This window comes from Arthrobacter sp. 1088, assembly GCF_031455315.1.
Lineage (GTDB): Bacteria > Actinomycetota > Actinomycetes > Actinomycetales > Micrococcaceae > Arthrobacter.
The window spans coordinates 22,072-38,928 of sequence record NZ_JAVDSM010000007.1 but is presented as its reverse complement, the minus strand read 5'-3'; the positions used below and the strand labels follow the sequence as shown (position 1 = coordinate 38,928).

Below are 16,857 nucleotides of genomic sequence, written 5' to 3'. Positions count from 1 at the left end.
TCTACAAGGCGTAGAAGTGACATAAATCACGAAATGGGGCGAATATCGCCGATGCCCTGGGCGAGCTGCGAGCGGGTATCCGCCACCACGGCGGCAAGGCCATTACCTGCCAACCAGCCACCAACGACCATTAGGCCATCGGCTGCGGCGCACAGTTCCCGCACCCGGGCTACGCGCTGTTTATGACCGACGGCGGCAAACGGCAGGGCGCCTGCCCAGCGCACCACATCCCAATCAACAATGTCTGCGCGCGTAACGGGCACAGTCAACAACGCGGAAGCATCATCAAGTGCTGCGGCCAGCAACTCTTCATCGTCCATGACAACATCCGGCACTCCCCCATCGGCGTCCTCACGGCGGCCATAGGAAAGGCGCAGGACGTGCGTTCCCGGTCCGGCCTCCTCTGCCAGCCAATCCCATTTGGCAGTGGCGTGCGTCAGTGCCTTCGCCCGGATGCCCGGGGTCTGGGGGGCCACCAGGATTCCGGTGCCGCGGGGCCGTCCATCCAGTTCGGGAAGATCAACAACCAGTGTCACCAAGCTCACCAAGGGTCCGGGCGCGGGGCGCAGGCCGGACAGTTCCGGTAAAGCCCTTTCCAGGAGCCCCACGGCAGCGGGACCGTCCAGCGCTACTACCAGCCGGCCGGCGTCGTACGTGGTTTCTCCGGCGGCGACCCGCCACCCCGTGGCGGTTTTAGAAACGGTGTCAGCGCTCTTTCCACTCAGCATGTCCACGCCCCGGCGGCGCAGGTCGTTAACCAGCGCCGTGACCAGTGTGTTCATGCCGCCCTTCAAACCCGCGACGGCGGAACCCGCCTTGGCGGACCCGGAACCAGGACCGGGGGCTGCCTTGCGCTGGGCAGCAACAGCCGCAGCCAGGGACCCGTGTTTCTTCAGGCCGGAGCGGAGGCCCGGAGCCACCATATCGACGTCCAAGAGCCCGGGATCGGCGGAGTGCACACCGCCCACCACAGGAGCAACCAGCCGTTCCAGGACCTTCTTCCCCATGCGGGCGCGGACCAGTGAGGACACGCTTGTGACCTCGGATGTTGTGCCAATCGAAGCGGGCAGCCAGCGGTCCAGGGATGCACGCAGGGCGCCGGAGAGCCCAAGCGATCGCATGACCTCGGGGTCCCAAGGATTGGCCGGGATACCAAGAATTCCAGTCTTGGGCAGCTCTTGCGGTCCATTCGGTAGCTGCACCCAGGCGCCGCCAGGGTGCGGGGAAACGATCTGGCCCTCCAGCCCGAGTTCGCGCGCCAGATCGGCCACGGCCGTGGACCGCGTAGCAAAGGACTCGGCCCCGCTGTCCAATGACAGGCCGGCCACCACGTGCCTTCCGACGCAACCACCCCAGGCTTCGCCCGCCTCAAGGATCGTCACCGAGGTACCCGCCATGGCCAGTTCCCTCGCAGCCAGAAGGCCGGAAATGCCGCCACCGATCACAACAGCGGTAGGCCCAGGCGATGGTTGCGTTGTGGCTGCTTCCTTCGCCTTGCCATGGACGTGTCCCCCGCGCATGCGTCCTACTCTGCCGGGATCGAGTGGATGAGCTCCACAACCCGCGTCAGGACAGCCGGGTCCGTCTCCGGGGGCACGCCGTGGCCCAGGTTCAGGACGTGGCCTGGAGCGTGCGAGCCCGCGGCTATGACGTCGCGGACATGGGCCTCCAGGACCTCCCACGGAGCCGGGAGGAGGGCGGGATCGATGTTGCCCTGGAGCGGCACCGTGCCACCCAGGCGGCGGTTGGCCTCATCCAGTGGCAGCCTGTAGTCCACCCCAACAACGTCCACGCCGACGTCGCGCATGGCGACAAGGAGCTCCGACGTGCCGGTACCGAAATGCACCAGCGGAGCACCCAGCCCGCGCACATGGTCCAGCGCCCGCGCTGACGCAGGAGCGACGTACTTGGTGTAATCAGCCAGGCCCAAGGAACCGGCCCAGGAGTCAAAGAGCTGTCCGGCTGACGCCCCGGCCTCAAGCTGTGCCTGAAGGAACATTCCGGAAGCATCCGCTGCCCAGTTGGCGAGGGCGGTCCAGGTTTCGGGGTCCGCGTGCATCATGGTCCGGGGGCCGAGGTGGTCCCGCGAAGGCTTCCCCTCGACCATGTACGCGGCGAGCGTGAACGGCGCACCGGCGAACCCGATGAGTGGAGTCTTGCCCAGTTCCGCAACCGTCAGGCGGACGGCTTCGCGGATGGGCTCAAGTGCTTCCCAGGTCAGCTTGGGGAGGGCAGCGACATCGGCGGCCGTCCGGACCGGCTTGTCCAGGACCGGACCCACGCCCGGAACGATGTCCACGCCAACGCCTGCGAGCTTCAGCGGGATAACGATGTCGGAGAAGAAGATGGCTGCATCCACATCATGGCGGCGAACCGGCTGCAGGGTGATCTCCGCGGCCAGCTCGGGACGCAGGCACGAGTCCAGCATGGCAACGCCCTCGCGGACCTTCAGGTATTCCGGCAGGGACCGGCCGGCCTGGCGCATGAACCACACCGGCCTGCGCGAGGGCTTGCCGCCCCGGTAGGCGGTGATGAGCGGGGAGTCCGACGTACGGCCGTCCATCAACGGGTGATCCGCGCCAAGTTTGCCGGCAGGTTCGCCTGCAGTGGCGTTGGTGGCCGTACTTTTGGATGCTGCCGCGCTAGAAGTCATGCCTTTGATTGTGCCGAAAATCCCGGCCAAAAGATAACGACAGGCTGTCACGTCCCACCCCTCCAACCGGTGGCGTGGCGGGGATCACGTAACCGCGTGTGAATTCCCACTGCGCCGCATTGTTCTACCGGCCTGCGAAAAAGCTATGATTGGGGTGCTGTGGTTCTTTTCTCATTGGTGGCTACACACGCCGACATCGATCTCGAAACCGTTGCTCAGCTGAGCAACGGTTCCTCTGAGCTTGCCTCTTCGGCCCTCTCCGGATCCCCGCTGGTCTCCGGCGCCGTCGTCCTGGCAACCTGCAACCGCTATGAGATCTACGGCGAAACAGCCAACGGAGCAGGCCTCGAAGCTGCCCGATCGGCCCTTGTCTCGCAGATCAGCGAATTGAGCGGCCTCAACGAACAACTCGTGTCCCGCTCTTTCAGCACGCACACGGGACCTGACGTCACCCGGCACCTCTTCGCTGTAAGCGCCGGCCTGGACTCTGCGGTGGTGGGCGAACGCGAAATAGCGGGCCAGGTCCGCCGGGCCCTGATCACCGCGCAGCAGGAAGGCACTGCAAGTTCCGGACTCGTCCGCCTGTTCCAGGCTGCATCCAAGACCGCAAAAGACGTTGGCGCCCAGACGGCCCTCGGCTCCCGCGGCCTTTCCATCGTCTCTGTAGCCCTGGATCTGGCAACGGACCTCTCTGACAGTGACGATTGGTCTGCCAAGAAGGTAGTTGTCTTCGGAACGGGCGCCTATGCCGGGGCCACCATGTCCCTGCTCCGCGAACGCGGATGCACCGATGTTTCCGTCTACTCCTCCTCCGGCCGCGCCGAGGGTTTCGTCGCTACCCGGGGTGGGACAGCACTCGACACCGACAGCCTTCCGGCGGCGGTTGCCGCAGCCGACGTCATGATCGGGTGCAGCGGTTCGGACACGCGCGTTGAAGCCGATGATCTTGCGCGGGTCAGGGCAAATTCAGGTAAGCCACTAATCGCGATCGATCTTGCGCTAACCCACGACTTCGACCCCGCAGTAGGCGAGCTCGACGGCGTCGAGCTCCTCACGCTTGAATCCGTACGTCTCGCTGCACCCCAGGAACAGGCAGAATCCCTGTCCCATGCCAGCGAGATCGTCAATGGGGCTGCGTCCGCATTCGAAGCGGAACGCGAATCCCGCTCCGTCGACTCCGCGATCGTAGCCCTGCGCCGCCACACCATGAACGTACTGGATGCGGAGATGGAAAAAGTCCGCGCCCGCCACGGATGCACCGCTGCCGCCGAAGAGGTGGAATTTGCGCTCCGCCGGATGGTCAAGCAACTCCTCCACATTCCAACGGTGCGCGCCCGCGAACTTGCAGCCAACGGGCAGCAGGACGACTACGTGGCCGCACTGGAAGCCTTGTACGGCATCCAGGTGGAGCAGCCCCAGGCTCCTGCTGCTGCAGAATGCCCCGTGGACCACGAGCAACTCCGCTCCGAAAGCGCCTAGCCAACCGGAATCAGCTGAAGGCGTTCACGCCCGTCAGCTCGGCCGATAGTTCCCACAACTTCCGCGCATCTGCCCTGTCAATCGCGTGCGCATCGACTCCCCTGTACCTTGCCAGGGGCGAATCCTTGTCCGTGGGTTCGGCAATGTCACAATCCTCGCAGTAGACACCACCCATACCGGCCAAAGCCGGAGACGTTGCAGCCCAGACAGACGTCGCGGCGCCTTGCTCCGGCGTCTTGAAACCCTCACGGAGGTTTCCTTCCGCGTCCATCCATCCCGCAGCCACCATTTCTTCCTGAGGCAGGTGGCGTTGAAGTTCGGTCATGATTCCGCCGGGGTGGACCGCGAAAGCACGGACGCCCGATTCCCGGCCCAGGCGGTCCAGCTCCACGGCGAAGAGCGAATTCGCGGTTTTGGCCTGCCCATAGGCGCGCCATTTGTCATAGCCGGACGTGAAATTGATGTCGTCAAAGCGGATGGGTGAGAGCTTGTGGCCGGTGGAGGAAAGGGACACAACCCTCGCGTTACCGGAGGCGGCCAGTGCAGGCCACAACAGGTTGACCAGCGTGTAATGCCCCAAGTGGTTCGTGGCGAACTGCGCCTCCCAGCCCGGCCCAACGCGATGCTCCGGGCTTGCCATGATCGCCGCGTTGTTGATCAGGATGTCCAGGGTGTCGTGCTGGTCCAGGTAGCGAGCTGAGAACGCCTTGACGGCCGCCAAGTCGGCGAGGTCCAGGGCGTCCGCTTCCACGGTGTCCGCCAAACCTGCCTCTGCCAGCACCTTCCGTGCGTGTTCGAGCCTGCGCGCCGGAACGGTAACCGCCGCCCCGGCCGAGGCCAAAGCCCGCACTGTCTCCAGTCCAAGCCCGGAGTAACCACCGGTGACAATTGCCGTCTTACCCGTCAGGTCAAGGCCTTCTACCACTTCCATGGCGGTTGAGCCGTGCCCAAAACCGGAGCCGATGGGGCGTTGGGGCGTTGCTGTGGATTCTTCGCTCATGCTTGAGCTTTGCACAGATCAGGACCGATGCAGGCAACGACTAGTAGACAGGCTTTTCGGGCTCGACGTCGCGGACCCAGGCGAGGATACCGCCGTCGAGATGGCTGACGCGCTTGTAGCCTGCCTTCTGCGCGGCCTCCAGGACCGCAGCAGAGCGCGTCCCGGCCTTGCAGTGGAACACGATGTCCTTGTCCTGCGGCAAGTCGACCCAGGCCTCGCCTGAAAGAATCCTGCCCTGCGGGATAAGGACCGATCCATCGATGTTCACGATGCTGTGCTCGCCGGACTCGCGGACATCCACCAGCTCAAAGTCGCGTTCACCCGCCTCCCGCTCGGCCAACATCCGCGCGAGGTCCTTGGCAGTGACCGTGTGCTCCTGGTCAGTGGCCGCAGCCGGAGTCACCCCACAGAATGCCTCATAATCCACGAGTTCAGTGATGGGCTCCGCCTCAGGATCCTTGGAGACCTTGATTTCGCGCCAGCTGCCACCAAGCGCATCGAACAGCGCAACCCGGCCAAGCAAGGAACGGCCGACGCCGGTAATCAGCTTGACTGCCTCAGTCACCATGAGGGATCCAACGGCAGCACACAACATACCGAAGACTCCGCCCTCACCGCATGAAGGCACTGAGCCGGCAGGCGGGGCTTCAGGGTAGAGGTCGCGATAGGTGGGGCCGTGCTCGGCCCAGAAGACGCTGACTTGCCCGTCGAAGCGGAAGATGGAGCCCCAGACGTACGGCTTGCCGAGAATCGCGGCGGCGTCGTTGACCAGGTAACGGGTGGCAAAGTTGTCCGCACCGTCCAGGATGAGATCGTAATCCGCGAACAGCTCCAGGGCATTCGAGGAGTCAAGGCGGACGTTGTGGAGGACAACATCCACCAAAGGGTTCAGCTCCGCAATGGCCTTCCGCGCAGATTCGATTTTGGGCGTGCCCACATCGCTGACGCCGTGGATGACCTGCCGCTGCAAATTGCTGAGGTCTACGTCGTCATCGTCGACGATTCCCAGGGTTCCAACGCCCGCCGCGGCGAGGTACAGCAATGCCGGAGATCCCAGCCCGCCGGCACCTATGACAAGAACTTTCGCATTCTTAAGCCTGCGTTGGCCCAGAGCGCCGATTTCCGGAATGATGAGATGCCGGGAGTACCGTTCCACCTCGGCCGACGTTAGTTCGGCGGCCGGTTCAACGAGGGGCGGCAGGACGGCGGGCGCGGGGCGGGCAGCAAGAATTGAGGCCATACCCCAATGTATGCCTGCCGATGCCGCCCGGTCATATTACCCACCGGTACAGTGGTCATAACTGCAAAGGAAAGGCGGCAGACTGTGGCTGACGGCACACGGGCAAACGATGGAGCACCAGCGAAGCAAGAACGGACTGGTTCGACGCGTTCAGCAAGGTTGCCCCGGGACGAGCGCCGCGCGCAGTTGCTGAACGCCGCCTTGGAAGTTTTCGTATCCAACGGCTTCCACGGTGCGGCCATGGACGAAATTGCCGAGACAGCACATGTGAGCAAGCCGGTCCTGTATCAGCACTTCCCTTCCAAGCGCGAGCTGTACATGGCACTGCTGGACAGCCACCTGGCCGCCCTGACCGATTTGATGCTCAATGCCCTGAACTCCACCACGGATAACAAAGAGCGCGTGAAGGCAGTCATGCGGGCCTACTACAGGTTCATCGCCGACGACGACCAAGCCCACCGCCTGGTTTTCGAGTCTGACCTCATCAATGACCCCGATGTCAGCTCGCGCTTGGAAACGTTCAACAAAACGTTCGCCGACGCCGTGGCCCACGTCATCGCCGAGGACACCAAGTTGCCCCCTCTGGAGGCGCAGCTCCTTGGCCGCGGACTGGCAGGAATGGCGCAGGTCAGCGCCCGCTACTGGCTCGAAACCGATGGAAATCTCGACCTCGATGTAGCCAGTGATCTGATCTATCGTTTAGCTTGGCGCGGAATCAGTCGATTCCCCAAAGAGTCCTAGGCTACAAATAGAGGACTGACTTAAAACTTGATTGGCTTGGAGGCCTTGCTGTGGAAGTAAAGATCGGCATTCAGAATGTTGGCCGTGAAATTGTGCTCGAATCCGCACTCGATGCTGATGCTGTCGCCAAGATTGTCGGAGAGGCCATCTCCAAGGGATCGGATCTGCGGCTCACGGATGAGAAGGGCCGCCAGATCATCGTTCCCGGCAATGTGCTGGGCTACGTTGAAATTGGTGCCGAGGAAGTGCGCCGCGTCGGTTTCGGCGCACTCTAGCGGTTCCCGGTTACAGCTGCCGCTAAGGAGTCTCCATGCTTTCACTCGTTGTGGTGGTTCTTGCCACGATCGCTACAGGATTCATCGTGTGGGCAAATGACAAGCGACACGGCAAGTACGGGATCGCATTGCCGGCGGGCGTTTCGGCAACCGTCGGCGTGCTCAGCTGGATAGCTTTCATCATGGCAGGCTTTGGTTACCAGCCCGGCCTGACCTGGATCCCCTGGGTCCTCCCCATCGTGTTGGGGACGGTCATCGCGATTGCCGTTGTGGTCTTTCTGGGCCGCAAACGCACCCAGCATGACACCGCCGCCCTCACCAAAGCCCTGAGGCTCTAGGCACTGTTCACTCAATAAACGTCGCTGGCCATCACCCGTGGGTGATGGCCAGCGAAGTTTAACGTTCAATCCCGTTCAAGCCCCTGGGTAGCGATCCGGCTGCTGGGTAGCGATCCGGCTGCTGGGTAGCGATCCGGCTGCGCCAAGGCACCGGATGCCGCTGCCGCCTCGCTCACGGCAGCCGCAGCGGCGATGTCGCGCTGGGTCACCTGGCCCCCGGCGTCATGGGAAACGTACCGCAGGAACACCTTGTTGTAACGCCAGTCAAGATCCGGATGGTGGTTCTGTTCCTCGGCGATCCGGCCAATGGCGGCGATAAGCGCCAAGGCGTCGGCCGCCGTCGAGGTTTTGAACACCGTCACGAGGCCGTCCTGGAGCCTCCAGTCCGGGAGGTCCTTGAGGGCGGCCTCCATGGCGACCTGGGTCAATTGCTCTTTCCTGTCAGCCACCACGGCTCCTTCATTCAGAGGAACTCTGCCCGGCCTTCCATGGCCGACGACGCGAGGGCGTGCTCCCGGCGCGGAATACGGCCAGCCTGCTTGGCCAGCCTACCGGCGATCACCGCGTGTTTGAAGGCTTCGCCCATCTGCACCGGATTCTGCGCACGGGTCACGGCTGTTGCCAGCAGGACAGCATCGCAGCCCAGCTCCATCGCAAGCGCGGCATCGGAGGCGGTCCCGATGCCGGCGTCGAGCACTACCGGTACGGAGGCCCGGGACACGATCAGTTCGATGTTGTGCGGGTTCAGGATGCCCAGCCCCGTTCCAATAGGCGAACCGAGGGGCATGACAGCTGTGGCGCCCAGGTTTTCCAGGCGCAGCGCCAGAACGGGATCGTCATTGGTGTAAGCGAAAACCTTGAAGCCGCGGTTCACCAGCTGTTCCGTGGCCTCAACGAGTTCCACCGCGTCCGGAAGAAGCGTGTGTTCATCGGCAATGACTTCCAATTTCACCCAGTCCGTCTCCAGGGCCTCCCGGGCGAGCTCCGCGGTCATCACGGCGTCCTTGGCAGTAAAACAGCCAGCCGTGTTCGGCAGGACGCGGATGTTGTGGTCCACCAGGAGCTGGAACAATGAACCTGTCTCGGCCGGTGAGTATCGGCGCATCGCAACAGTGGTCAATTCCGTTCCTGAAGCCAGGAGGGCTGCTCCCAACCCGTCCAGGCTCGGCGCACCACCGGTACCCATGATCAGGCGGGAGCCGAATTCGACGCCGTCGATCACCAAAGCGTCAGTGCTCACGTCAGTTTTTGCTGCGGTCATTTTTCAGCCTCCCTGGACTGCGGTTACGAGTTCGAGTTCGTCTCCATCGGCGAGCGCAGTCGCTGCCCATTGGCTGCGCGGCACAACCTCGGAATTACGTGCGACGGCGACACCCAGCTTGCCGCCGTCGGCTGCCTGTCCCCGGTGGTCCAGCGCGCGGCCTGTGATGGCACTGACGAGTGTGCTCACGGACGCGTCGTCCGCCACGGCGTGTTCGGAGCCGTTGAGTTTGATGTTCATGGTGTGTCCTTGATTGCTGGTTGGAGGAGGTGATCCTGAGTTGCCGTAAATCGATCAGGCCGGAAAATGGACCATCGGGGGTCGGCTGGGCCGCTGATCAGTCCGCCTACGATTTTGGCGGCCACAGGCGTCAAGAGAACGCCGTGGCGGAAGAACCCGGTGGCGATCACGAGACCGTCGATGGTGCCCCCGGGCCCGGTAACTCGTCCAAGTAGGGGTGCGTTGTCCGGTGTGCCTGGCCGTGCACGGGCTGTCGCTTCCAACAGTTCCAGCTCCGCCACGGCAGGAACCAACACTTGGGCGTCACGCAGGAGTTGATAGACGCCCCCGGCGGACACTGCGTTGCTGGACGCAGACAACCCGTCCTCCCGCTGGGTGGCTCCAATCACCACCGTTCCGTCGTCGCGGGGGACGATGTAGACCGGCACCCCGCGGACCATGCCCCGGATGGTGGATGTGAGCAGCGGCTGGAGGTGTTGGGGAACGCGCAGCCTGAGAATGTCGCCGTAAACGGGCCGCAGGGGCAGGTTGAGACCCTCGGGGAGACCGCCGATCCTGGCTGCATCCAGCCCGCAGGCGAGCACAGTCTCTGAGGCCCAAACAACGCGCCCGGCGCCCGAATCGAGCTGGACCCCGCAGACGCGTTCCCCGTCCCAGAGCAAACGGGACGCTTGGAACGGCAGGGCGAAACCGTCCTCCGCTCCGGAAACCCAGGTTGCGTCACTTGGTCCGTGGGCTGATAACCCGTCCAGGAGGCATCGTGCAAGGCGCCGCGGATCCACTTGGTGATCGGCCGGTATGTCGAAGGCACAGGAAATCCCGGGGCTGAGCAAAGGCTCGCGCTCGCGCGCTTCACGCAAAGACAGTGGCTCCACGCGCAGCCCCGCGGCCTGCTGGACTGTGCGGAGGTCTGCCAGCGCACGGCGGTCGGCGGCGTCGGCACCAACGGCGATGGTCGACGTCGTGCGGTATCCGGCGGCTGATTCGCTGCCGTGGACGCTCCGGACGAAAGCCGGCCACAGTTGGGAGGATTCCAACATGAGTTCCAGGAGGTCTTCCTCCTGGTAGTGGAGTTCACTGACTGGAGCCAGCATTCCGGCGGCAGCGAACGTCGCACCCACTGCGGGGGTGGGATCAATGAGGACCACAGAGCGGCCCTGACGGCGGACTTCGTGGGCGATGCCAAGGCCGATGACGCCGCCACCAATGACCGCAACGTCTGCCTGCAAGGGGTTTTGGCGGGATTCTGCCATATGTTTCCTTCCCTACGCCGGTATTAGCCGGATCAGGTCAAGCGGTCGGCGCTGAAGCCCTCTCAGCCGGACGGTCATATGACGCTGTCACGGCTCCCGCAGTACGTGCCCAGTTTAGAGGAACTACTCTGGTTTCCATGACCCAGCATGATGTCCACACCACTGCCCGCCTTTACTTGTGCACTGATGCCCGCAAACGCCAGGGCGATTTCGAAGACTTCGTCGACGCCGCGTTTGAGGGCGGCGTCGACATCATCCAGCTTCGCGACAAGACGCTCGAGGCCGCCGAGGAGCTTGAGGTCCTGGAGGTCCTGCACAACGTTGCCCAACGGCACGGAAGGCTGTGGGCCGTCAACGACCGCGCCGATGTTGCCAGTATTTCCGGGGCTCCGGTGTTCCATATCGGCCAAAAAGACATCCCGTTACGCGCTGCACGGCACCTCCTCCACGACCGCACGGTCATCGGCCTGTCCACCCATACACTGGACCAGGTTGACGCCGCGATAGCTGCCTCCCCCGGCAGGAGCGGACTGGATTATTTCTGTGTTGGCCCGGTGTGGGCAACACCGACAAAGCCAGGCCGTGAAGCAGTTGGGCTGGACCTGGTCACATATGCCGCGGAAGCCGTAAAGCGCGCGGATGAGGAGACCGTAGGCGGCGTCCTCCTCCCCTGGTTCGCCATCGGCGGCATAGACCTCACCAATGTTGAACAGGTGGTTGCGGCCGGAGCCAGCCGGATCGTGGTGGTACGTGCCATCACTGAGGCGGAGGACCCGACGGCGGCGGCCAAGACTTTGCTGGAAGCGCTCGACGCCGGATAACCACCCCGGCGCCCTGGCTGCTGCGGAGGATATTCGAAAGTGTCCTAAGCCGTGAGCCCCAGCCCGGACATGCGTCGCCCATGCCGCTCCGCCAGCTCAGCGGTGAGGGCCTTGACTGCATTGCGCGCGTCCCCGCCGCCCTTGAGCAGCGGTCCCAGCTGGGGATGTTCCATGCCTACGCGTTGTGCTTGCGTCAGGGCTTCACCGACCAGGCGGCGGCCCCACAAAGCCAGGCGCGACGCCAGGCGGGGGTCGTCAGCCAGGGCCCTGCGCAGGAGGATGCGTAAAACTTCCGTGGCTTGGTCGGCGGAGGCCACCTTCTGGACAAAGAGTTGCGTCCCGCCGTCAAGGAACGACGCGACCATGCGGTAGAAGTCCGATGACACGGTGTCGATCACATAGGCCTTCATGACGGATTCAAACCAGTCCGCTGGCTTTGTTCGCTCGTGGAAGTGGTCAAACGAGCGCTGGAACGGAAGCATGGCTTCTTCGGCATCGAGTCCCATCTCCGAGAGCCGGCTGCTGATCAAGGCGAAGTTTCCGTAAGCGCCGACGGCGATCTTTGCCAGCACTGCCCTGTCATGGAGGTTGGGAGCGTACCGCGAGTCGAAAGACAGCCGGCCAAACGCGGAGAGCTCGCCGTACGCCATGGCCCCCAGCAGCTCCGAAGAGAGTCGCTGGATGCGAGCATTATCGTCCAAGGAAGTGCTCATGGTCCAAGACTATCCAGCGATTTCGGGCTAACCTGATTTTCGTGTCACATCATCGGATTTCGCCCAACGTCGACGACTCGTCGGACCAGCTCGCGGCGGCATTTGCAGCCCTCCGGACCGAACTGGAGCTCCCGGGCGAGTATCCGGCCGAAGCCGTGGCGGAAGCCCGCAAAGCGGTGGAAAACCATACGCTGCCGGACCGCGACCTCAGGGACATTCCCTTTGTGACCATTGATCCCGCCACGTCCACCGACCTGGACCAAGCAGTGTTCATTGAACGTGCCGGCGACGGTTACAAAGTCCTCTACGCAATCGCGGACGTGCCATCCTTCGTTGCTCCCGGCGGGGCGCTCGATGCCGAAACCCGGCAACGGGGACAAACGTTTTACGCTCCTGACGGGAGGATCCCGCTGCACCCGGAGGTCATCAGCGAAAACGCCGGCAGCCTGCTGGCCGGTCAGGACTGCAGCGCCTTCGTGTGGGACTTCGAACTGGACCGCAATGCGGAGGTAACCGCCACGTCCGTGGCCCGTGGCACTGTCCGTAGCCGCACGAAGCTCAGTTACAAAGGTGCCCAGGAGCAGATCGATGCCGGCACAGCCCCGGAGGTCCTTGAGCTCCTCAAAGAGGTTGGCCTGAAGCGGGTGGAGCTGGAACGACTCCGCGGTGGCGCCAACCTGAACATGCCGGAGCAGGAAATCGTCCAGGCGACAGGTGGCGGAGGCTACAGGATTGTGGCCGCGCCGTCCTTGCCTGTGGAGGACTGGAATGCGCAGATATCCCTCATGACCGGGATGGCGGCCGCCCAACTGATGCTTGACGGAAAAGTGGGCATCCTGCGCACCATGCCGGCACCGGATGAGCGGTCACTGCTCCATTTCAAACGCCAGACAAAGGCCCTCGGGAAACCCTGGGACGGCGAGATCACCTACGGTGAGTACCTTCGGACACTTGACGCTTCGGATCCCAAACAACTTGCGATCCTGCACTCGGCAGGCACACTCTTCCGCGGCGCTGGATACACGCCTTTCGATGGCGAACTTCCCCCCAACATCATCCAGTCAGCCATCGGCGCACCCTATGCCCACACCACTGCCCCTTTGCGTCGCCTCATCGACCGCTTTGTCCTGGTGATCTGCGAGGCCCTCAGCAACGGCCACCAGATCCCCGCCTGGGCGCGGGAAGCACTTCCATCCCTGCCTGAGATCATGGCCTCATCCGACCAACTGGCCGGCCGGCTTGAGCGTCTGGCCATGGACACAGTGGAAGCTGCACTCGTGGCCAACCACATCGGCGAGGAGTTCGACGCGGTCGTCATCTCCGGTTCCAAGCCGTCCAATGGCACGATCAATGGCAATGGAAGGGCAAACGGAAACGGCAATGGGCCGTTCGGCATCATCCAGATAGCCGAACCCGCGGTGACAGCCCGATGTGACGGCGAAATGGAATCAGGCACCAAGGTCCGGGTGCAACTCCTGAAGGCCGATATCGCCAGCCGCGAGATCCGCTTTACGCTGCTCCCCTAAGTCCCCGCAGGACCCGAACTGCCGCCGATCCGGGCTTTAGCGCTCCCAGAGGATAGACTGACCCTGTAGTAATGGATGCCCGGTCGTTGATTCAGTTAATTTTTGAACTCAACAAGCCCGCCCCTACGCGATCTTGAGATGTGCCCGCTGGTCACCAGTGCCAGTACTTAGATAGCCCGCGATCGGCTTCCACTGGATTAGCTTGCGCGCCGGTTCGTGCTCCGGTACGGCTCCGCCACCCGTTGAGCATGCAGCGCCAATGCCCAAATGAATAAGGAAACTCCCTGTGAGTGAATTGCACACCCATGAAGTCCTGACGGACGCCACCGGCACCGAATCCATCGAGCCCGAGGAAACGATCATCTCTGATGAGACGCCCCACGAGATCGAAGAGAAATCGTTCGCTGACTACAACGTCCGCGCCGACATCGTCGAATCCCTCGCCGATGCCGGTATCACCCATCCCTTCCCCATCCAGGCCATGACGCTGCCCGTAGCCCTTAGCGGCCACGACATCATCGGCCAGGCCAAGACCGGTACAGGCAAGACCCTCGGTTTCGGTATTCCGGCACTGCAGCGCGTGGAAGGCCGCGATGACCCCGGCTACGCCAAGCTGGCCGTCCCCGGTGCCCCGCAGGCCCTGGTCATCGTTCCTACCCGTGAGCTTGCGGTCCAGGTAGCCAACGATCTCCAGACGGCATCCCGCAAGCGCAACGCACGCATCGCCACGATCTACGGTGGCCGTGCGTATGAGCCGCAGATTGACGCCCTTCAGAAGGGCGTCGAGGTAGTGGTTGGCACCCCGGGCCGTTTGATCGACCTCTACAAGCAGAAGCACCTCAGCCTGAAGAACGTCAAAATGGTGATTCTGGACGAGGCCGACGAAATGCTGGACCTCGGCTTCCTGCCGGACGTGGAAACACTGATCGCCGGCACGCCGGCCGTTCGCCAGACCCTGCTCTTCTCCGCCACAATGCCCGGCCCGGTCATCGCGATGGCCCGCCGATACATGACGCAGCCCACCCACATCCGCGCGGCCGACCCGAACGACGAAGGCCTCACCAAGCGCGACATCCGCCAGCTCATCTACCGTGCCCACAGCATGGACAAGACCGAGGTAGTGGCCCGCATCCTGCAGGCCCGCGGACGTGGACGCACCATTATCTTCACCAAAACCAAGCGCACCGCGGCCAAGGTCGCGGAGGAACTGGTGGACCGCGGATTTGCCGCTGCTGCAATCCACGGCGACCTCGGCCAGGGCGCGCGCGAGCAGGCTCTCCGCGCGTTCCGCAACAACAAGGTGGATGTACTGGTTGCCACGGACGTTGCCGCCCGGGGCATCGACGTTGATGACGTTACGCACGTCATCAACTACCAGTGCGTGGAAGACGAAAAGATCTACCTGCACCGCGTGGGCCGTACCGGCCGCGCCGGCAACAAGGGAACAGCCGTCACCTTCGTCGACTGGGACGACATGCCCCGCTGGGGCCTGATCAACAAAGCACTGGGGCTCAGCGTTCCGGAGCCGGTTGAAACCTACTCTTCTTCCCCCCACCTCTACAGTGACCTCGACATTCCCGAGGGCACCAAGGGCCGCCTCCCGCGCAACAAGCGCACCCTTGCCGGCGTCGATGCCGAGGTCCTTGAGGACCTGGGCGAAACAGGCAAGAAGAACTCCCGTTCCGGCGGTTCATCCCGTGAAGGCGGACGCGATGGCGGCCGCGGCAGGGACGGCGGCCGTGGCCGTGGAAACGCAGCCAAGTCCACCGAAGCCAACTCGGAATCCAAGGGCGAGGGCGGACGCAACCGTACGCGCCGCCGTCGTACATCCGAAGCCGATGCGGCCCCTGCTGCCGGTTCCTCCGAAACCCGTACCGCTACCGGCGAAAATGCCGAGAAGCCGGCCCGCACGCGCCGTACGCGCACGCGCCGCCGTAACGGCGAAGTGGTTTCCGGCGGGACCGCTGGCGCCCAGTCCGGTACCTCCGAGGCCTAAAATCCTCAATGACTGAAACTGTTTGGGCGCCGGACGGCGGCAATCTGGTGGTGCACGCGGACAACGCGGAATTCCTCCCGACGCTGCCGGACGGCGCCTTCACACTCATTTACGTGGACCCGCCCTTCAACACGGGCCGGGTCCAACGCCGCCAGGAAACGCGCATGGTCCGCAACGCGGACGGCGACGGCGACCGCGTCGGGTTCAAGGGCCGCTCCTACGACACCATCAAGGGTGCCCTTCACAGCTACGATGACGCCTTCAGCGACTACTGGTCCTTCCTGGAACCCAAGCTCGTAGAGGCCTGGCGGCTCCTTGCCGACGACGGCACGCTATACCTGCACCTGGACTACCGCGAGGTGCACTACGCCAAGGTGATGTTGGACGCCATCTTCGGCCGGGAGTGTTTCCTCAACGAAATCATCTGGGCCTACGACTACGGCGCCAGGGCCAAAAACCGATGGCCCACCAAGCACGACAACATCCTGGTGTACGTAAAAAACCCTGCGAAGTATCACTTCGACAACGCCGAAGTGGACCGCGAACCCTACATGGCCCCCGGCCTGGTCACACCTGCCAAACGCGAGCGGGGAAAGCTCCCCACGGACGTCTGGTGGCACACCATTGTTTCGCCCACCGGCAGGGAAAAGACCGGCTACCCCACCCAGAAACCCGAAGGCCTGGTGCGCAGGATCGTCTCTGCCTCAAGCCGCGAGGGCGACTGGTGCCTGGACTTCTTTGCCGGATCAGGAACCCTCGGCGCCGTTGCCGCCAAGCTGGGGCGCAACTTTGTCTGCGTGGACCAGAACGAGCAAGCCATTGAGGTCATGCGGAAGCGGCTGGGCGCCAAGGCGTCGTTCCACTGCAACTAGAGGCGTCGTTTGGTCAACCGCACCCGTGCATCAATTGGATTCCGTGCTCGCCCTGCCTATTGTCCAGGGCTGCCCCATAGGAATCACACAATGCGTTGACCAGCAGTGCGAAGCCTTGACCGTTCTGATAATTCCCTTCACCGCCGGGCACATCAGGCACCGTGCCTGGAGGAAGGAACACCCAGGCGCCCCAGGCTTCCACATAGCCCCAGTTTCCGCTGAAGTGGACGTTGCTGCTGATATCCGGCACAAATACCCACTCGGTGCCTGTGTAGGCCGGGCGGCTCACGTTATTGCAGTCCAGGGCATTTGCTGTGGCAGGGATGAACATTAAGGCGGCTGCAAGGGCTGTTGCAGCCAAGGATTTCTTGAACATGATTGCTCCATCGACGGGGTGAGTCATTGGTTGCGATGAGACCTTCAGTGGTGCGGCCCAGCCCGCCTCCCCC

The 16,857-nt window shown here is 63.4% G+C and carries 18 protein-coding genes and 1 riboswitch; of the genes, 8 read left to right on the top strand and 10 right to left on the bottom strand.

Annotated elements, in window-relative coordinates; all coding sequences use genetic code 11:
- Positions 1–26: 26 nt before the first annotated feature.
- Positions 27–1,520 carry a protoporphyrinogen oxidase gene (gene hemG / locus J2Y41_RS12465; protein WP_309928710.1) on the bottom strand — a complete coding sequence of 498 codons (1,494 nt, stop codon included), beginning with the start codon at positions 1,518–1,520 and terminating at the stop codon, positions 27–29.
- 5 nt (positions 1,521–1,525) lie between these two features.
- Complete coding sequence (gene hemE, locus J2Y41_RS12460; RefSeq protein ID WP_309928709.1) at positions 1,526–2,653, bottom strand: uroporphyrinogen decarboxylase; 1,128 nt, start codon at positions 2,651–2,653, stop codon at positions 1,526–1,528.
- Between the two features lie 159 nt (positions 2,654–2,812).
- On the opposite strand from hemE, the gene J2Y41_RS12455 reads away from it, so the two are divergent.
- Positions 2,813–4,132, top strand: coding sequence for a glutamyl-tRNA reductase (locus tag J2Y41_RS12455; RefSeq protein ID WP_309928708.1), 1,320 nt, complete (start codon positions 2,813–2,815; stop codon positions 4,130–4,132).
- 10 nt (positions 4,133–4,142) lie between these two features.
- Here J2Y41_RS12455 and J2Y41_RS12450 read toward each other — a convergent pair whose 3' ends face one another.
- Positions 4,143–5,132: an SDR family NAD(P)-dependent oxidoreductase gene (locus J2Y41_RS12450; protein WP_309928706.1), complete on the bottom strand. Its 990-nt coding sequence runs from the start codon at positions 5,130–5,132 to the stop codon at positions 4,143–4,145.
- Between the two features lie 40 nt (positions 5,133–5,172).
- Complete coding sequence (moeB, locus tag J2Y41_RS12445) at positions 5,173–6,372, bottom strand: molybdopterin-synthase adenylyltransferase MoeB (protein WP_224088174.1); 1,200 nt, start codon at positions 6,370–6,372, stop codon at positions 5,173–5,175.
- A 6-nt stretch (positions 6,373–6,378) separates the two neighbouring features.
- On the opposite strand from moeB, the gene J2Y41_RS12440 reads away from it, so the two are divergent.
- The 3 genes from J2Y41_RS12440 to J2Y41_RS12430 are packed head-to-tail and all read left to right on the top strand — an operon-like array spanning position 6,379 to position 7,726.
- A complete protein-coding gene (locus J2Y41_RS12440) occupies positions 6,379–7,113 on the top strand; it encodes a TetR/AcrR family transcriptional regulator (RefSeq protein WP_223946458.1) in 735 nt (244 codons plus the stop codon).
- 50 nt (positions 7,114–7,163) lie between these two features.
- The gene (locus J2Y41_RS12435) at positions 7,164–7,388 is read left to right on the top strand and encodes a DUF3107 domain-containing protein (protein WP_224088175.1); all 225 of its coding nucleotides are present in this window, start codon (positions 7,164–7,166) and stop codon (positions 7,386–7,388) included.
- 35 nt (positions 7,389–7,423) lie between these two features.
- Positions 7,424–7,726, top strand: coding sequence for a hypothetical protein (locus J2Y41_RS12430; protein WP_224088176.1), 303 nt, complete (start codon positions 7,424–7,426; stop codon positions 7,724–7,726).
- A gap of 65 nt (positions 7,727–7,791) precedes the next feature.
- Here the strand turns inward: J2Y41_RS12430 and J2Y41_RS12425 are convergent, their stop codons facing one another.
- From J2Y41_RS12425 to thiO, 4 genes are all read right to left on the bottom strand, one after another.
- Entirely contained in the window at positions 7,792–8,175 is a 384-nt protein-coding gene (locus tag J2Y41_RS12425) for a 4a-hydroxytetrahydrobiopterin dehydratase (protein ID WP_309928702.1), read from the bottom strand.
- Positions 8,176–8,189: 14 nt separating this feature from the next.
- Positions 8,190–8,987, bottom strand: a complete 798-nt coding sequence (locus J2Y41_RS12420) for a thiazole synthase (RefSeq protein WP_224164843.1) — start codon at positions 8,985–8,987, stop codon at positions 8,190–8,192.
- 3 nt (positions 8,988–8,990) lie between these two features.
- Complete coding sequence (thiS, locus tag J2Y41_RS12415) at positions 8,991–9,227, bottom strand: sulfur carrier protein ThiS (protein ID WP_224088178.1); 237 nt, start codon at positions 9,225–9,227, stop codon at positions 8,991–8,993.
- Entirely contained in the window at positions 9,224–10,480 is a 1,257-nt protein-coding gene (thiO, locus tag J2Y41_RS12410; protein ID WP_309928699.1) for a glycine oxidase ThiO, read from the bottom strand. The genes thiS and thiO overlap by 4 nt, the downstream gene beginning before the upstream one ends.
- Positions 10,473–10,590, bottom strand: a riboswitch (TPP riboswitch). (Overlaps the previous gene by 8 nt.)
- Before the next feature lie 27 nt (positions 10,591–10,617).
- Between thiO and thiE the strand changes: the two genes are divergently transcribed.
- On the top strand, positions 10,618–11,301 hold the full coding sequence (thiE, locus tag J2Y41_RS12405; RefSeq protein ID WP_309928697.1) for a thiamine phosphate synthase: 684 nt from the start codon (positions 10,618–10,620) through the stop codon (positions 11,299–11,301).
- Positions 11,302–11,345: 44 nt separating this feature from the next.
- On the opposite strand, the gene J2Y41_RS12400 is transcribed toward thiE, so the two are convergent.
- On the bottom strand, positions 11,346–12,014 hold the full coding sequence (locus tag J2Y41_RS12400; RefSeq protein ID WP_224088181.1) for a ferritin-like fold-containing protein: 669 nt from the start codon (positions 12,012–12,014) through the stop codon (positions 11,346–11,348).
- A gap of 41 nt (positions 12,015–12,055) precedes the next feature.
- Here J2Y41_RS12400 and J2Y41_RS12395 point away from each other — a divergent pair, with 41 nt between their 5' ends.
- The 3 genes from J2Y41_RS12395 (at position 12,056) to J2Y41_RS12385 (ending at position 16,408) form a co-directional block, all read left to right on the top strand.
- Positions 12,056–13,540, top strand: coding sequence for an RNB domain-containing ribonuclease (locus J2Y41_RS12395; RefSeq protein ID WP_224164849.1), 1,485 nt, complete (start codon positions 12,056–12,058; stop codon positions 13,538–13,540).
- Positions 13,541–13,826: 286 nt separating this feature from the next.
- A complete protein-coding gene (locus J2Y41_RS12390) occupies positions 13,827–15,536 on the top strand; it encodes a DEAD/DEAH box helicase (protein ID WP_224088184.1) in 1,710 nt (569 codons plus the stop codon).
- A gap of 8 nt (positions 15,537–15,544) precedes the next feature.
- Positions 15,545–16,408: a site-specific DNA-methyltransferase gene (locus J2Y41_RS12385; protein ID WP_224088186.1), complete on the top strand. Its 864-nt coding sequence runs from the start codon at positions 15,545–15,547 to the stop codon at positions 16,406–16,408.
- Positions 16,409–16,421: 13 nt separating this feature from the next.
- Here the strand turns inward: J2Y41_RS12385 and J2Y41_RS12380 are convergent, their stop codons facing one another.
- Positions 16,422–16,784 (bottom strand): hypothetical protein, encoded by a 363-nt coding sequence (locus tag J2Y41_RS12380; protein WP_224088188.1) that lies wholly within the window; start codon positions 16,782–16,784, stop codon positions 16,422–16,424.
- Positions 16,785–16,857 lie beyond the last annotated feature (73 nt).

Bases quoted from the DNA above. Each gene is read 5' to 3' on its own strand.
- J2Y41_RS12430 (WP_224088176.1), top strand. From the start codon at position 7,424: ATGCTTTCACTCGTTGTGGTGGTTCTTGCCACGATCGCTACAGGATTC.
- hemG (WP_309928710.1), bottom strand. From the start codon at position 1,520: ATGCGCGGGGGACACGTCCATGGCAAGGCGAAGGAAGCAGCCACAACG.
- J2Y41_RS12400 (WP_224088181.1), bottom strand. From the start codon at position 12,014: ATGAGCACTTCCTTGGACGATAATGCTCGCATCCAGCGACTCTCTTCG.
- thiO (WP_309928699.1), bottom strand. From the start codon at position 10,480: ATGGCAGAATCCCGCCAAAACCCCTTGCAGGCAGACGTTGCGGTCATT.
- moeB (WP_224088174.1), bottom strand. From the start codon at position 6,372: ATGGCCTCAATTCTTGCTGCCCGCCCCGCGCCCGCCGTCCTGCCGCCC.
- thiE (WP_309928697.1), top strand. From the start codon at position 10,618: ATGACCCAGCATGATGTCCACACCACTGCCCGCCTTTACTTGTGCACT.
- J2Y41_RS12420 (WP_224164843.1), bottom strand. From the start codon at position 8,987: ATGACCGCAGCAAAAACTGACGTGAGCACTGACGCTTTGGTGATCGAC.
- J2Y41_RS12380 (WP_224088188.1), bottom strand. From the start codon at position 16,784: ATGTTCAAGAAATCCTTGGCTGCAACAGCCCTTGCAGCCGCCTTAATG.
- J2Y41_RS12440 (WP_223946458.1), top strand. From the start codon at position 6,379: ATGTATGCCTGCCGATGCCGCCCGGTCATATTACCCACCGGTACAGTG.
- J2Y41_RS12385 (WP_224088186.1), top strand. From the start codon at position 15,545: ATGACTGAAACTGTTTGGGCGCCGGACGGCGGCAATCTGGTGGTGCAC.
- J2Y41_RS12450 (WP_309928706.1), bottom strand. From the start codon at position 5,132: ATGAGCGAAGAATCCACAGCAACGCCCCAACGCCCCATCGGCTCCGGT.
- thiS (WP_224088178.1), bottom strand. From the start codon at position 9,227: ATGAACATCAAACTCAACGGCTCCGAACACGCCGTGGCGGACGACGCG.
- hemE (WP_309928709.1), bottom strand. From the start codon at position 2,653: ATGACTTCTAGCGCGGCAGCATCCAAAAGTACGGCCACCAACGCCACT.